The organism is Pseudoduganella sp. GCM10020061 (genome assembly GCF_042683405.1).
Lineage (GTDB): Bacteria > Pseudomonadota > Gammaproteobacteria > Burkholderiales > Burkholderiaceae_D > Telluria.
Genome location: NZ_JBHUJS010000001.1, coordinates 83,802 through 99,806, shown reverse-complemented (window position 1 = coordinate 99,806; position 16,005 = coordinate 83,802). Strand labels below are relative to the sequence as shown.

Sequence of the window (16,005 nt, the reverse complement as noted above, 5' to 3'; positions counted from 1 at the left end):
TTCCCTATGTCCCACGTCCCCATGTTCGGCCTTAACGTCCCGCAAAGCGAGGCGGTGTGCTACCTGGACGGTCCCTGCCTGGTGCTGGCCGGCGCGGGCTCGGGCAAGACGCGCGTGATCACGCAGAAGATCGCCTACATGATCGAGGACCGCGGCTACGATCCGCGCACCATCGCCGCGCTCACCTTCACCAACAAGGCCGCGCTGGAAATGCAGGAGCGGATCGGCAAACTGCTCAAGCAGCCCAAGCAGGCCAAGCTGCTCACGGTATCGACCTTCCACTCGCTGGGCGTGAAGATCCTGCGCCAGGAAGCGCACGGCGTGGGCCTCAAGGACCGCTTCTCGATCATGGATGCGGACGACTGCTTCTCGCTGGTGCAGGACCTGGCGCTGACGACGGACAAGAAGATCATCCGCGACATCCAGACCGCCATCTCGCTGTGGAAGAACGGCCTGGTCGACCCGGAAGACGCGATCAAGGGCGCCAGGGACGAGGACGAGGCCCAGGCCGGGCGCATCTACCGCAGCTACGTGGCCACGCTGCAGGCCTACCAGGCGGTGGACTTCGACGACCTGATCCGCCTGCCGGTGGAACTGTTCCGCAACAACGAGCCGATCCGCGACAAGTGGCAGCGCCGCCTGCGCTACCTCCTGATGGACGAGTACCAGGACACCAATACCTGCCAGTACGAGCTGGTCAAGCTGCTGGTCACCGGCATCGGCAAGAAGCCGATGTTCACCGCCGTGGGCGACGACGACCAGGCCATCTACGCATGGCGCGGCGCCTCGGTGGAGAACCTGCGCACGCTGCAGACCGACTTCCCGGACCTGAAGGTGATCAAGCTGGAGCAGAACTACCGCTCCACCACGCGCATCCTGCAGGCCGCCAACGCCGTGATCGGCAACAACCCCAAGCTGTTCGACAAGAAGCTGTGGTCCGAACACGGCCTGGGCGAGCCGATCAAGGTGCTCGGCATGCCCAACGACGAGCAGGAAGCGCAGCAGGTCGCGATCATGATTTCGGCCGACCACTTCCAGCGCAAGAACAAGTGGTCCGACTACGCGATCCTGTACCGCGGCAACCACCAGGCGCGCGTGATCGAGCAGGCACTGCGCCAGGAGCGCATCCCGTACACGATTTCCGGCGGCCAGAGCTTCTTCGACAAGGCCGAGATCAAGGACATCATTGCCTACCTGCGCCTGATCGCCAACGAGGACGACGACCCGGCCTTCATCCGTGCCGTGACCACGCCGCGGCGCGGCGTCGGCCAGTCCACGCTGGAAGTGCTGGGCGCGTTCTCCGGCCAGTGGCAGTGCTCGCTGTTCGCGGCCGTGTTCAAGGGCGGCATCGAGGCGCTGCTGACCGACCGCCAGCTGCGCCCGCTGCGCGACTTCTGCAACTTCATCAACGACCTGGAATCGCGCGCCTCGCGTCCGGGCCCGTCGGGCAGCGGCGAGAACGCCGCCGCGGTGCTGGACGACATGATGAAAGAAATCAACTACGAGAACTACCTGTACGACGCCTTCGAGGAGCGCGCCGCGCAATCGAAGTGGCAGAACGTGCTCGAGTTCACCAACTGGCTCAAGGAGCGCGGCTGCGGCGGCAAGGACAAGCAGGGCGAGGAAAAGAACCTGCTCGAGCTGACCCAGATGGTGGCGCTGATGTCGATGCTGGAAGGCAAGGACGAGGAACCGGACGCGATCCGCATGTCCACCCTGCACGCCTCGAAAGGACTGGAGTATCCGCACGTGTTCCTGGTCGGCTGCGAGGAAGGCATCCTGCCGCACAAGGGCGACCCCGACGCCCCGGTCGAGCAGGTGGCCCAGCGCGTCGAGGAAGAGCGGCGCCTGATGTACGTCGGCATCACGCGCGCCAAGCGCACGCTGCAGATCACCTGGTGCAAGAAGCGCAAGCGCGCCGGCGAGCAGGTGCACTGCGACCCGTCGCGCTTCATCAAGGAGATGGCGCTGGACGAAGGCGACGCGCCGCCGATGGAATCCGAAATCATTTCACCCAAGGACCGCCTGGCCAGCCTGAAGGCCCTGCTGTCCACGCCACGCTGAGCCCGCCATGTCCCAGATCACCGTTCCGCTCCCGACCCTGTACCACGTCAGCCCGCTGATCGGCGCAGGGCCGCACTGGAACCTGCTGCCGTCCCACGGCAACACGATCCGCTACACCTTCACGGTGGCCGGCGGCCATGCCAACGACGTGGCGGGCATCCAGGCATTCACGCCCACACAGCAGGCCAATGCGCGCAGTGCGTTCGAATACATCAGCGCGCTGACCGGCATCCGCTTCGTCGAAACGGCCGACGCGCTCGCCGCGCACGTGCGTCTGGCCTGCGCCGACATCATGGAAGCCGATGTGGCGGGCCTGTGCATCTCCAGCTATTCGTACACCGACGAGGTCAACTACAGCGACTACCAGGCCACCTCCACGGTCTACATCGACAACCGGGAATGGCTGGGCTATGCGGGCCAGCTGGTACCGGGGACGGAAGGCTACGAGCTGCTGCTGCACGAACTGGGCCACATGCTCGGCCTGAAGCACCCGTTCGAGAAGGCTGGGACCAACGGCAACACGCTGGCGGAATATGACGACCACACGGCCAACACGCTGATGTCCTACACCAGCAAGGGCGGCCCGTATTCGGTTTACAGCCAGTACGACGTCGCGGCGCTGATGTGGCTGTACGGCGGCGACGGCCTGGATGGCAAGCTGGGCGTGGGCGGCGCCGGCGACTACTGGATGGGCACCAGCGCCAACGACTACATGGAGGCCTACGGCACCGACGATGTGTTGCAGGGCGGCGGCGGGGACGACGTCATCAGCGGCGGCTGGGGCGGCACCGACACCGCCGTGTTCTCCGGTACGCGCGATTCCTACGAGATCGTGCGCGTGGACGTCACCGAGGTCACGGTCAGGGACCTGACCGGCGCGGACGGCACCGACCGGGTGCGCTTTGTCGAGCTGTTCCAGTTCTCCGACGGCATCTTCACCTTCGCCCAGGTCACCAACGCCGACGTCACGCCGCCGCCGGCGCCGGTGCTGAGCCTCGACGAGGCCAACGGCAAGATCACCATCCGCGGCACGGCCGAGCCGGGCGCGCGCGTGGAGGTGTTCTATTCGCTGCCGCAGGGGAACCATATCAACTTCGGCCAGGCGGTGGCCGATGCCAGCGGCGCCTGGTCGGTGCCGCCGCGCTTCGTCGACAACAATTCGTACGTGTTCTACGCCAGCGCCACCGATGCGTCCGGCAATACATCCGTGTTCAGCGCCGAACAGCCGGTGCAGGTCGTGGCCGCCATCCCGGCCACGCCGACCCTGCTGGTCGAGCAGGACGCCACCTTCCTGATCGGCGGCAACCGCCCAGTGCTGTACGGCACCGCGCATCCCGGCTCGAAGGTCGAGGTGTACATCGACAATGCGGTGGCTGCCACGGCGCTCGCCGACGCGCAAGGCAACTGGGAGGCGCTCGGCAACGAAGTCGGCCCCGGCACGCGCATGGCGTGGGTGGTGGCGACCACGCCGGACGGCCGCGTGGTGCAGAACTGGGACCTGGCGCACATCCGGGTCGATGCGGCGGCAGGCTTCGGCGGCACCGGCGCGTCGGACACCTTCAGCGCGGGCCCCGGCAACAACACCTACTCCGGCGGCGCCGGCGCCGACAGCGTTGCCTACGGCGGCCCGCGCGCCGCCTACACAGTGCAGGTCGGCGAACGCGGCGTGACGGTGACGGACACGCAGGGCAGCGGCGGCACCGACACCCTGTTCTCGATCGAGCGCCTGCACTTCGGCGACGCGCACCTTGCGCTCGACATTGGCGGCAACGGCGGCCAGGCCTACCGCATCTACCAGGCGGTGTTCGACCGCGCCCCGGACATGGCGGGCGTGGGCTACTGGATGGCGCGCATGGATGCCGGCGTCGCGCTGGAGACGGTGGCGCTGGGCTTCATGCAGAGCCAGGAGTTCACCGCGCTGTACGGGGCCGATCCCTCCAATGCCGACTTTGTCGCCAGGCTCTACCAGAACGTGCTGGACCGCGCGGGCGAGCAGGCCGGCGTCGACTTCTGGGTGGCCGCGCTGGACGAGGGCCGCACCAGCCGCACCAGCGTGCTCGCGCATTTCAGCGAAAGCGCCGAGAACATTGACAACCTGGCAGCAGTGATCGGCAATGGCTTCCCGTACACGCCATTCGGCTGAGCGATTGCGCGTTTTTGTTGCGGATCGTCACATACTGATGGTTGACACAGCAGCGTCGGCACGAAATACTCCGTGTTCAACTTCATCTTTCTGCCCGCCATGCCAAAGCTTATTGAACTGACCACGACGCCGAAATCGGGCTACTACCACATCGACGCGCTGCTCAACAGCAGCCCCGACTGGAACTATTACCAGCCCACCGTCGCCAACACCTTGTTCTATACCTTTGTCGTGCACTCGGACAGCGAGATCAGCGACGTCAGCAACCTGACCGCGTTCACGCCGACCCAGCAGGCGGCGGCCAACCTGGCGATCGCCGAACTGGCCAAGTACACCGGCATCAATTTCGTCCAGACCACCGACACCAACCTGGCCAACATTGCCCTCGTCAACGGCAACATCCTGAAAGACAACACGATGGGCCTGGCGGCATGGTCGTACGGCTACGACGAGCTACCGAACGGCGAGTTCACCAACTATATCGCGGGTGGCACGCTGTACATGGACAGCGTCGAATTCGGCCAGCAGAACGCCAACCTGTCGCCGGGCACGCGCGGCTACGAAACGCTGCTGCACGAACTGGGCCACCTGATGGGCCTGAAGCATCCGTTCGACGCCAAGCCGGACAACACGACCACGCTCCCGGCCGGCCAGGACGGCGCGTTCTACACAGTCATGTCCTACAGCACCTTCAGCGCGCCGGGACAGACCTACGCGCAGTACGACATCGCCGCGCTGCGCTGGCTGTACGGCGGCGACGGCCTGGGCGGCGCGCGCGGCGCCAGCGAAGGCAGCGGCAAGTACCTGGTGGGTACGCCATTCGTCGACAACCTCCTCGGCAGCGCCTTGAGCGACATGTTCGAAGGCGGCTATGGCAACGACAACATCGACGGCGGCGCCGGCACCGACTTCGTCAAGATCGACGTGGCCAGGCACCTGATGACGCTGACCAAGACGGCAACCGGCTGGTCGCTCGACGACGGCGTCTCGGTCGACCAGCTGGTCAACGTCGAGCGCGTGCTGTACGACGGCGGCGCGATCGCGCTGGACGTCAACGGCACCGCCGGCCAGGCATACCGCGTCTACAACGCCGCCTTCGACCGGGCGCCGGATGCGGCCGGTGTCGGCTTCTGGATTGCCCAGATGGACAAGGGCGTGCCGCTGCACGACATCGCGCACGGCTTCATGCAGAGCAACGAATTCGTGACCATGTACGGCGCCAACCCGACCAACGAAGCCTTCGTCGCCAAGCTGTACCAGAACGTGCTGGACCGCGCGGGCGAACAGGCCGGCGTCGACTTCTGGGTGGCCGCCCTGAACGAAGGGCGCACCGACCACGCGAGCGTGCTGGCGCACTTCAGCGAAAGCGCCGAGAACGTCGCGAACATCGCCACGGTGATTGGCAACAGCTTCCCGTACATCCCGTACGGCTGAGCCTTGTCCAGGCGGCAAGCGTCCACGCACGGAGGCTCGCCGCAACCCGCCAGGCGTGGCATTAACGTTCAATTATCTTGAATGTTGAAAGTTACGCTTGCTCACAAAAAGCGCGTTGACACGTGCCCGTCAGGAACAAATACTGACGGGCACGTTCTTTCTCAGCCTGCCTTTTGTGGAGCACCATGGCCCGCGTTTCAGACCTCAACACCGTTCCTGTTTCCGGCTACCTGCACATCGACGCGCTGCTCGATCAAGGTCCCGACTGGAACTTCATCACCCCGTATTCGAACACCATCCTGTACACCTTCTCGGTGGCGGCCGGCAACGAGCCGAACCGTTACGGCCAGGCGGCGTTCTCGCCGGCCCAGCAGCAGAACACCATGGCCGCGATGAAGTACGTCGGCCAGCTTACCGGCATCAACTTCGTTCAGACCAGCGACGGCAATGCCGCCCAGGTGCACTTCGCGAACATCGACATCACCCACAGCGACCAGACCAGCGGCCTGTCCAGCTGGCGCAGCTCCTACAGTTACGACCGCAGCGGCAACCTCACTTCGTACAGCGTCGACTCGTACATCTACCTGGACAACGTGCAGTTCGCCAGTACCAACGCGGACCTGACCCCGGGGCGCGAAGGCTACGAGACGCTGCTGCACGAGATCGGCCACATGCTCGGGCTGAAGCACCCGTTCGAAGCCACGACCGGCAATACGGTCACCCTGCCGGACAGCCTGGACCGGTCCTCCAACACGCTCATGTCCTATGACTGGAGCGGCGGCGCATACGCCCAGTTCAGCCAGTACGACGTCGCAGCGCTGATGTGGCTGTACGGCGCCGACGGCCTGGGCGGCAAGCTGGGCGCGGACGCGGGCGCGCGTTACCTGGTCGGCACCAACGGCGCGGACCAGCTGAGCGGCACGGCCGGCAACGATGTGCTGCGCGGCGACGGCGGCAGCGACCTGCTGAACGGACAGGGCGGCATCGACACCGCGGCCTTCGGCGCAGCTCGTGCCAACTTCACGGTCGCGCGCTCCGGCACCACCGTCACAGTAACCGACCGCGCGGGCGCCGGGGGCACGGACACCCTGAGCAATGTCGAGCGCATCAAATTCGGCGACGTCTCGGTGGCCGTCGATATCGATGGCAACGGCGGCGAGGCCTACCGCATCTACCAGGCCGCGTTCGACCGTGCGCCGGACATGTCGGGCGTCGGCTTCTGGATCTCCCAGCTCGACCGCGGCATGTCGCTCGAATCGGTGGCGGCGGGCTTCATGGCCAGCACCGAGTTCACCGCCATGTACGGCGCCAACCCGACCAACCGGCAGTTCGTCGACAAGCTGTACCAGAACGTGCTCGACCGCGCGGGCGAAGCGGCCGGCGTCAACTTCTGGGTCGGCGCCCTGGACGGCAACAATGCCAGCCGCGCCGACGTGCTCGCGCACTTCAGCGAGAGCGCCGAGAACCAGGCCAACGTCGCCGAGATCATCGGCAACGGCTTCGCCTACGTCCCCTACGCATAAACCCAGGTTGCGCCGGGGGGACGGTCCTGCGGCGGTTATACTCCGTCACTTACCGCAAAGGAAGCCATGGAACACATCGACAACCGCTTGGTGGACATCGAAATCAAGCTGGCGCAGCAGGAAGACCTGGTCGACACGCTCAACAAGACCGTGTACGAGCAGAGCCGCCGCATCGACACGCTTGAAGCGATGATCGCCAAGCTGGCCGAGCACGTGCGCAACAACATGCACAGCGGCCCCAACACCATCCTCAACGAAAAGCCCCCGCACTACTAAGAATGGGGACAGACCCCATTTTGTTGTTAAATCCTGGCGTAGGCGCGTCACACCGAAATGGGGACAGACCCCATTTTGTTGTTAAATCCGGGCGCAGGCGCGTCACACGGAAATGGGGTCTGTCCCCATTTTTCTTGTTATGCTGTACGGCACCTCAACCGCAAGAGAGACCCATGAACCGTCCACACATGCTCGTGATCGCCGCCAGCCTGGCGATTGCCGGAACCGCCTTCGCCGCTCCCGTTGCGCCAGCCGCGCTCGAAGCCGCAAACCCGTTCGCTAAGCCAAGCACGCTGCCGTTCCAGTACCCGGCTTTCGATAAGATCAAGGATGAGCACTACACGCCGGCGTTCAACGCGGGCATGGCCGCGCAGCTGAAGGAGATCCGCGCGATCGCGGATAATCCGAAGGCGCCGACCTTCGAGAATACGATCGTAGCGATGGAGAAGTCCGGCCAGCTGCTGAACCGCGTGACCGCCGTGTTCTCCAACCTGCAAGGCGCGAATACGAATGACCGCCTGGATGCGATCGACACCGAGATGTCGCCCAAGCGCGCCGCCCACGCGGATGCGATCTTCATGGATCCGAAGCTGTACGCGCGCGTCAAGTCGCTGTACGACAAGCGCGCGTCCCTCAAGCTGGGCGCGGAGGAAAAGCACCTGCTGGAGCGCTACCACACGGACTTCGTGCGCGCAGGCGCGCAGCTGTCCGATGCCGACAAGGCCAAGCTGAAGGCGCTGAACGCCGAGATCGCGTCGCTGCAAAGCCAGTTCACCCAGAACGTGCTGAAGGAAACCAATGCCTCGGCGCTGGTGGTCGATACGCGCGAGGAGCTGGCCGGCATGAGCGAGGCCGCGATCGCCGCCGCTGCCGACGCCGCTGCCAAGAACGGCAAGCCGGGCAAGTACGAAGTGGCGCTGATGAACACGACCGGCCAGCCGCCACTGGCAGTGCTGACCAACCGCGCCGTGCGCGAACGCCTGATGGCGCTGTCGATGCAGCGCGGCAGCCGTGGCGGCGAGTTCGATAACCGTGAGCTGGTGAAGAAGCTGGTCCGCCTGCGCGCCGAGAAGGCGGTGCTGCTGGGCTACGAGAACTACGCCGCCTACTCGCTGGAAGACCAGACCGCGAAGACCACCACTGCCGTCAACGGCCTGCTGGCCGAACTGGCCAAGCCCGCCGTCACCAATGCGCGCCGCGAAGCGGCCGACCTGCAGAAGCTGGTCGATGCGGAGCAGGGCGGCTTCCAGCTCGGCGCGGCCGACTGGTACCACTACACCGACAAGCTGCGCGCCCAGCGCTATTCGTTCGACGAGAACCAGCTCAAGCCGTACTTTGAGCTGGATAACGTGCTGGTGAAGGGCGTGTTCTTCGCGGCGAACAAGCTGTACGGCCTGTCGTTCAAGGAACGCCGCGACCTGCCGGTGTACGATCCGGACGTGCGCGTGTTCGATGTGTTCGACGCCAACGGCAAGCCGCTCGCGATCTTCATCGCCGACATGTACGCGCGCTCGAACAAGCGCGGCGGCGCCTGGATGAACGAGTACGTGTCGCAGAACACGCTGCTGGGCACCCGCCCGGTGGTGGGTAACCACCTGAACATCCCCAAGCCGCCGAAGGGCGAGCCGACCCTGCTCACCTTCGACGAGGTGCGCACCACGTTCCACGAATTCGGCCACGCGCTGCACGGCATGCTGTCCAGCGTGAAGTACCCGCGCTTCTCCGGCACCAACGTGCCGCGCGACTTCGTCGAGTATCCGTCCCAGGTCAACGAGATGTGGGCGGTGTGGCCGGAAGTGCTGGCCAACTACGCGAAGCACTACAAGACCGGCGCCGCGATGCCAAAGGAACTGCTGGACAAGGTGATCGCGGCGAAGAAGTTCAACCAGGGCTTCATGACCACCGAGTACCTGTCGGCCTCGCTGCTGGACCAGCGCTGGCACCAGATCAAGCCGTCCGAGGTGCCGGCCGACGTGCTGGCGTTCGAGGCGGCGGCGCTGAAAGGCGCCGGCGTGGACTTCGCGCCGGTGCCGCCGCGCTACCGCACCACCTACTTCTCGCACGCGTTCTCGGGTGGGTACGAGGCAGGCTACTACTCCTACCTGTGGAGCGAGAAGCTGGATGCGGACACGGTGGAATGGTTCAAGGAGAACGGCGGCCTGCTGCGCAAGAACGGCGACCACTTCCGCAAGACGCTGCTGTCGCGCGGCGGCACGGCGGACGCGATGGACCTGTTCCGCAACTTCCGCGGACGCGACGCGAAGATCGAAGCGCTGCTCGAACGCCGCGGCCTGACCGGCGACAAGTAAGACAAGGGAGGCGGCGCCCGCCGCCTCCGGTTGCATGGCTCCCCGCCTTCCGCGGGGACGCCGCATTGTTTGTTACAAGATGCATACATTCCCGGCAGTGACTCCGCCGCCGCTCCCTGCTACCATCGAAATCTCATCTGTCCTGTCCTGAAGGAAGAACCACCAATGAACCGTCCACAACTGCTCATCCTCGCCGCCAGCCTGGCATTCGGCGGCGTCGCGCACGCTGCCGCTCCCGCCACCCACGCGCACGCCAAGCAGGCTGTTGCCATCGATGCATCGAATCCGTTCGCCAAGCCAAGCACCCTGCCGTTCCAGTACCCGGCATTCGACAAGGTGAAGGATGCGCATTTCGTGCCGGCCTTCAACGCAGGCATGGCCGAGCACCTGGCCGAGATCGAGGCGATCGCCAACAATCCGAAGGCGCCGACTTTCGAGAACACCATCGTCGCGATGGAAAAGTCGGGCAAGCTGCTGGGCCGCGTGTCGACCTACTTCTTCGGCGTCAAGGGCGCCAACACCAATCCCGAAATGGACAAGATCGCTACCGAGATGTCGCCCAAGCTGGCTGCGCACTCGGACGCGATCTTCCTGAACGCCAAGCTGTATGAGCGCATCAAGGCCCTGTACGACAAGCGCGATGCGCTCAAGCTGGGCAAGGAAGAAAAGTACCTGCTCGAGCGTTACAACACCGACTTCGTGCGCTCCGGCGTCAAGCTGTCGGCTGCCGACAAGGAAAAGCTCAAGGCCATCAACGGCGAGACCGCCAAGCTGCAGAACAAGTTCACCCAGAACGTGCTCAAGGAGATCAACACCTCGGTGCTGATCGTCGACACCCGCGAAGAACTGGCCGGCATGTCGGAAGCGCAGATCAACGCTGCTGCTGCCGCCGCCAAGAGCCGCGGCCACGAGGGCAAGTACGCGATCGTGATGGTCAACACGACCGGCCAGCCATCGCTGTCCGTGCTGACCAACCGCTCGGTGCGCGAGCGCCTGTCGAAGCTGGCGCTGGAGCGCGGCAGCAACGGCGGCGAGTACGACAACCGCGAACTGGTGCGCCAGCTGGCTAAGCTGCGCGCCGAAAAGGCTGTGCTGCTGGGCTACGAGAACTTCGCCGCCTACCAGCTGGAAGACCGCACCGCCAAGACCACCACCGCCGTGAACGGCCTGCTGGCCGAACTGGCCAAGCCTGCCGTCACCAACGCACGCCGCGAAGCTGCCGACATCCAGAAGATGATCGACGCCGAAAAGGGCAACTTCCAGGTGTCCGCGGCCGACTGGGACCACTACACCGACAAGGTGCGCGCCGAGCGCTATGCGTTCGACCAGAACCAGCTCAAGCCGTACTTTGAACTGGACAACGTGCTGACCAAGGGCGTGTTCTTCGCCGCCAACAAGCTGTACGGGCTGTCGTTCAAGGAGCGCCGCGACCTGCCGGTCTATCACGAGGACGTGCGCGTGTTCGACGTGTTCGATGCGAACGGCAAGCAGCTGGCGATCTTTATTGCCGACATGTACGCGCGCCCGAGCAAGCGTGGCGGCGCATGGGCCAATGCCTATGTCGCGCAGTCGAAGCTGATGGGCACGCGTCCGGTCATCTCGAACAACCTGAACATCCCGAAGCCGCCGAAGGGCGAGCCGACCCTGCTGACCTACGATGAAGTGCGTACCGCCTTCCACGAGTTCGGCCATGCGCTGCACGGCATGTTCTCGGACGTGACCTATCCGCGCTTCTCGGGCACCAGCGTGCCGCGCGACTTCGTCGAGTATCCGTCGCAGGTCAACGAGATGTGGATGGATCATCCGCTCGTGCTGGCCAACTACGCACGGCACTACCAGACCGGCGCCGCGATGCCGAAGGAGCTGCTGGACAAGGTAATCGCCGCCGACAAGTTCAACCAGGGCATGAAGACCACCGAGAACGTGGCCGCATCGCTGCTGGACCAGCGCTGGCACCAGCTCAAGCCGTCGGAGATTCCAGCCGACGTGCTGGCGTTCGAAGCGGCCGCGCTGAAGGAAGCGGGCGTTGACTTCGCACCGGTGCCGCCGCGCTACCGCACCACCTACTTCTCGCACGTGTTCTCCGGCGGCTACTCGGCCGGCTATTACTCCTACCTGTGGAGCGAGAAGCTGGATGCGGACACGGTGGAATGGTTCAAGGAGAACGGCGGCCTGCTGCGCAAGAACGGCGATCACTTCCGCAAGACCCTGCTGTCGCGCGGCGGCAGCCAGGACGCGATGGAAATGTTCCGCAACTTCCGCGGCCGTGATCCGAAAATCGAGCCGCTGCTGGAGCGCCGCGGCCTGGTCGGCGTCAGCAACTAAGGGCGAGAGGCTGCGCCCGCGCAGCCCTCATCACGCCATCCCCGGCCGACATCGGCCGGGGATTTTTTTTGCGCGATCGACAACATGACCGGACGAATTCGCCGTCCAGCTGTCGGTGTGTACGCTGCGCCTGAAGCGTGACACCGCACAGTCCCTCCGGGCAAATAGGTGTATAAATAGTTCCAGGACAGCTAATCTTGAGGAATGCCATGCAGCCCGACAGCGCGACGGACCTGAAATCCCATCTGAAGAACTTGCACGACGACCTGTCCCGCACGCCGGAGGTGGATGCGGAACTGCGGGGTCTGCTAACCCAGCTGGATGGCGACATCCACGCCTTGCTGCGCCAGCGCGAGGCGAGCGAGGCGCTGCACCTGCAACCGGTGGAGATGGAGGAAGATGGCCTGGCCGAGCGGGCACGGGAAATTTCGGCACGCTTCGCCGCCCGTCACCCGAAACTCGAGCCCGCGCTGCGCGAGCTGAGCAACATGCTCGCCAGCATGGGGATCTAAGGCGCCAGCGTCAGCTTCAGCAGCACACCACCGACCAGTGCGGTGTGCAGCAGCCCGAAAGCCAGCAGCCAGGTGATCCACTCGCCCTTCAGCTTGGCGACTGCGCTGTCGATCCTGGCATCGGTTTGATCGAACCTTGCCAGCATCTGAGCGGTCATCGCGGCGAGCTGTCCATCGGTAGTGTCGATCCTGGCCGTCAAATGGCCGGTCGTTGCAACAAGCTGGGCTGTCATCCGGTCGCCCATCGCGGCGAACTGAGCATTGGTGCTATCCATCCGGGCCGTCAACTGAGCGGTCGTTATCGCAAGCTCTGCAGTCGTCTTGTCGCTCATTGCGGCGAACTGTGCATTGGTAGTGTCCATCCGGGCCGTCATCTGTCCGGTCGCCGCGGCGAGCTGTGCGTTGGTGGCGTCCATCCGGGCGGTCAACTGAGCGGTCGTTATAGCAAGCTGGGCAGTCATCTGGTCGCTCATTGCGGCGAGCTGTGCGTTGGTGGTGTCAATCCTGGATGTCATTTGAGCGGTCGTTGCAGTGAGCTGTGCGTTGGTCGTGTCGATTCTGGCCGTCAGCTGAGCGGTCGTCGCAGCGAGCTGTGCGTTGGTCGTGTCGATCCTTGCATCGAGCCGGGCGGCGGTAGTCGCCATCGTCGCAGTGAGGTCCCTGATCGACTGGTGCACCGGCTCGAGGGCTGCGCTCAGGTCGTCCTTCGAGCAGGTACGCGCGAGCTGCTCTTCCAGGGAGTCGGAAAGTACCTGCGTATGGGCCTTGGCATGCTCCGGCGGCACGCCGGCCTGGGTCAGCTTTTCCATGATGAGGCGAGTGTCGATCGGGTGCGACATGTGGATGCTCCTTCAGTATAGGCCTGCCCCGCGTGGACGCCAGTGCGATCGGATTTCGTCGTCACTGTGCCTGTTTGACCTCCGAGGGTCCTCGAGGTTCCCCGGACTGAACCTGCAACAGATTGATTTTTAAGCAGTTTTTGTTCAGGGAAAAAGCCGGGCCGCTTCGGCGCCGGGCCGAATTCCGGTACAATGTCGCGATGAATTCCCCTGCAAACCTGTTTGCGGCCGCTCCCAAGCGGTCGAGCCGCGCCATTGCCGCGCCTTTCCTGCCCATGTCCCGCGCGGAGATGGACAAGCTTGGCTGGGACGAGTGCGATGTCATCCTCGTCACCGGCGACGCCTACATCGACCATCCGAGTTTCGGCATGGCGCTGATCGGCCGCGTGCTGGAAGCACAGGGCTTCCGCGTCGGTATCATCAGCCAGCCGGATTGGCACTCGGCCGACCCGTTCCGGGTGCTGGGCAAGCCGCGCCTGTTCTGGGGCATCACGGCGGGCAATATGGATTCGATGATCAACCGCTACACTGCGGACCGCAAGATCCGCTCCGACGACGCCTACACGCCCAACGCGGAGCCGAACAAGCGCCCCGACCGCGCCGTCACCGTGTACGCGCAGCGCGCGCGCGAAGCCTACCCCGACGTGCCGGTGGTGATCGGTTCGATCGAAGCGTCGCTGCGCCGCATCGCCCACTTCGACTACTGGTCCGACAAGGTGCGCCGCTCGGTGCTGCCGGACTCGAAAGCCGACCTGCTGGTCTTCGGCAACGCCGAGCGTGCGGTGGTGGACCTGGCGCACCGCCTGAACGCAGGCGAGAACATCCGCGACATCCGCGACCTGCGCGGCACCGCCTTCATGGTGCCGTCCGGCTGGCTGCCGGCCGAGGACTGGACGGTGCACAACTCGACCCGCGTGGACGTGCCGGGCAAGGTGGACGTGATCCACAGCCCCTACCAGGAGCTGCCGCAGGATAAGACCGTGTGCGCGACCGAGAACGCTGGCAAGGAAGCGGAAGTCGTCAAGCCGATCCGCATCATGACGCGCGAGGAGCGCCAGGCCGCGGCCAGGGAAAAGCACAACAAGACCGTGGTGCGCCTGCCAGCGTACGACGTGGTCAAGGACGACCCGGTGATGTACGCGCACGCCTCGCGCGTGTTCCACCTTGAGTCGAATCCGGGCAATGCGCGCGCGATGGTGCAGGCGCACGGCGAACGCGATGTGTGGCTCAACCCGCCGCCGCTGCCGCTTGCCATGGACGAGATGGACGGCGTGTTCGACCTGTCCTACGCGCGCAGTCCGCACCCGAGCTACGGCAAGGCGCACATCCCGGCGTGGGAAATGATCCGCTTCTCGATCAACATCATGCGCGGCTGCTTCGGCGGCTGCACCTTCTGTTCGATCACCGAGCACGAAGGCCGCATCATCCAGAGCCGCTCGGAGCCGTCGATCCTGCGCGAGATCGAGCACGTGCGCGACAAGACCAAGGGCTTCACCGGCACCATCTCGGACCTGGGCGGCCCGACTGCCAACATGTACCGGCTGCAGTGCAAGGACAAGAAGATCGAGGAAACCTGCCGCCGCCTGTCGTGCGTGTACCCGAGCATCTGCGTCAACCTGAACACCGACCACAGCAAGCTGGTGTCGCTGTACCGCAAGGCGCGCGCGATCCCCGGCATCAAGAAGGTGCTGATCTCGTCCGGCCTGCGCTACGACCTGGCGGTGCGCTCGCCCGAATACGTCAAGGAACTGGTCACCCACCACGTGGGCGGCCTGCTGAAGATCGCGCCCGAGCACACCGAAGAGAACACGCTGTCGAAGATGATGAAGCCGGGCATCGGCGCCTACGACGAGTTCAAGAAGATGTTCGAGAAGTACTCGCTGGAGGCCGGCAAGAAGCAGTACCTGATCCCGTACTTCATCGCGGCTCACCCGGGCACGACGGACGAGGACATGCTGAACCTGGCGCTGTGGCTGAAGAAGAACAACTTCCAGCTCGACCAGGTGCAGACCTTCACGCCGACCCCGATGGCGATGGCGACCACCATGTACCACACCCGCAAGAACCCGCTGCACAAGGTCACGGAAGATTCGGAAGTGGTGGAGACGGCGCGTAGCGGCAAGATCCGCCGCGTGCACAAGGCCTTCCTGCGCTACCAGGACCCGGAAAACTGGCCGATCCTGCGCGAGGCGCTGGCCCGCATGGGACGCACCGACCTGATCGGCACGGGCGAGCGCCACCTGATCCCGCCACCGGGTGCGACGATGGACGAGCCGGGCCACGCGGCGCCGCAGGGACGCCGTGGCGAAGCGCCGCGCGGCCGCGAGCATACCGCGCCGAAAGGCGCGCGTCCCGCGGTGCAGGTAGCGGCCAAAGGCATCAAGCCGGGGCGGCAGGCCGCCGCGCCGGACAGCCGCACGCGGCCGTCGATCCTGGACACCATCAAGGCCAAGCCGAAAGCGGGCGCGCGAACGGCCCGCAAGTAAGGTGCAGGGTTATCATTAGCATGTCGGCCTGCTGCACGCAACTGCCCTGTGCGGGTTGTTGCCTGCAGTGGTCACTATGTCACAATTTCCTCCG

The 16,005-nt window shown here is 64.9% G+C and carries 10 protein-coding genes; 9 read left to right on the top strand and 1 reads right to left on the bottom strand.

From position 1 onward, the window contains the following. Positions 1–6: 6 nt before the first annotated feature. From ACFSQR_RS00425 to ACFSQR_RS00390, 8 genes are all read left to right on the top strand, one after another. On the top strand, positions 7–2,064 hold the full coding sequence (locus ACFSQR_RS00425; protein ID WP_377726782.1) for a UvrD-helicase domain-containing protein: 2,058 nt from the start codon (positions 7–9) through the stop codon (positions 2,062–2,064). 7 nt (positions 2,065–2,071) lie between these two features. Next, positions 2,072–4,207 (top strand): DUF4214 domain-containing protein, encoded by a 2,136-nt coding sequence (locus tag ACFSQR_RS00420; RefSeq protein ID WP_377726780.1) that lies wholly within the window; start codon positions 2,072–2,074, stop codon positions 4,205–4,207. Positions 4,208–4,306: 99 nt separating this feature from the next. Further along, positions 4,307–5,641, top strand: coding sequence for a DUF4214 domain-containing protein (locus tag ACFSQR_RS00415; RefSeq protein ID WP_377726778.1), 1,335 nt, complete (start codon positions 4,307–4,309; stop codon positions 5,639–5,641). Between the two features lie 185 nt (positions 5,642–5,826). Continuing rightward, positions 5,827–7,164: a DUF4214 domain-containing protein gene (locus tag ACFSQR_RS00410; protein ID WP_377726776.1), complete on the top strand. Its 1,338-nt coding sequence runs from the start codon at positions 5,827–5,829 to the stop codon at positions 7,162–7,164. Between the two features lie 66 nt (positions 7,165–7,230). Further along, on the top strand, positions 7,231–7,440 hold the full coding sequence (locus ACFSQR_RS00405) for a SlyX family protein (protein ID WP_377726773.1): 210 nt from the start codon (positions 7,231–7,233) through the stop codon (positions 7,438–7,440). Between the two features lie 173 nt (positions 7,441–7,613). Continuing rightward, on the top strand, positions 7,614–9,749 hold the full coding sequence (locus tag ACFSQR_RS00400) for a M3 family metallopeptidase (RefSeq protein ID WP_377726771.1): 2,136 nt from the start codon (positions 7,614–7,616) through the stop codon (positions 9,747–9,749). Positions 9,750–9,914: 165 nt separating this feature from the next. After that, a complete protein-coding gene (locus ACFSQR_RS00395; RefSeq protein WP_377726770.1) occupies positions 9,915–12,074 on the top strand; it encodes a M3 family metallopeptidase in 2,160 nt (719 codons plus the stop codon). Between the two features lie 209 nt (positions 12,075–12,283). Further along, positions 12,284–12,586 (top strand): DUF4404 family protein, encoded by a 303-nt coding sequence (locus ACFSQR_RS00390; protein WP_377726768.1) that lies wholly within the window; start codon positions 12,284–12,286, stop codon positions 12,584–12,586. Here ACFSQR_RS00390 and ACFSQR_RS00385 read toward each other — a convergent pair. Next, complete coding sequence (locus tag ACFSQR_RS00385) at positions 12,583–13,425, bottom strand: hypothetical protein (protein WP_377726766.1); 843 nt, start codon at positions 13,423–13,425, stop codon at positions 12,583–12,585. The two genes, ACFSQR_RS00390 and ACFSQR_RS00385, sit on opposite strands and share 4 nt — an antisense overlap. A gap of 200 nt (positions 13,426–13,625) precedes the next feature. On the opposite strand from ACFSQR_RS00385, the gene ACFSQR_RS00380 reads away from it, so the two are divergent. Next, positions 13,626–15,911 (top strand): YgiQ family radical SAM protein, encoded by a 2,286-nt coding sequence (locus tag ACFSQR_RS00380; protein WP_377726764.1) that lies wholly within the window; start codon positions 13,626–13,628, stop codon positions 15,909–15,911. The last annotated feature ends 94 nt before the right edge of the window (positions 15,912–16,005 follow it).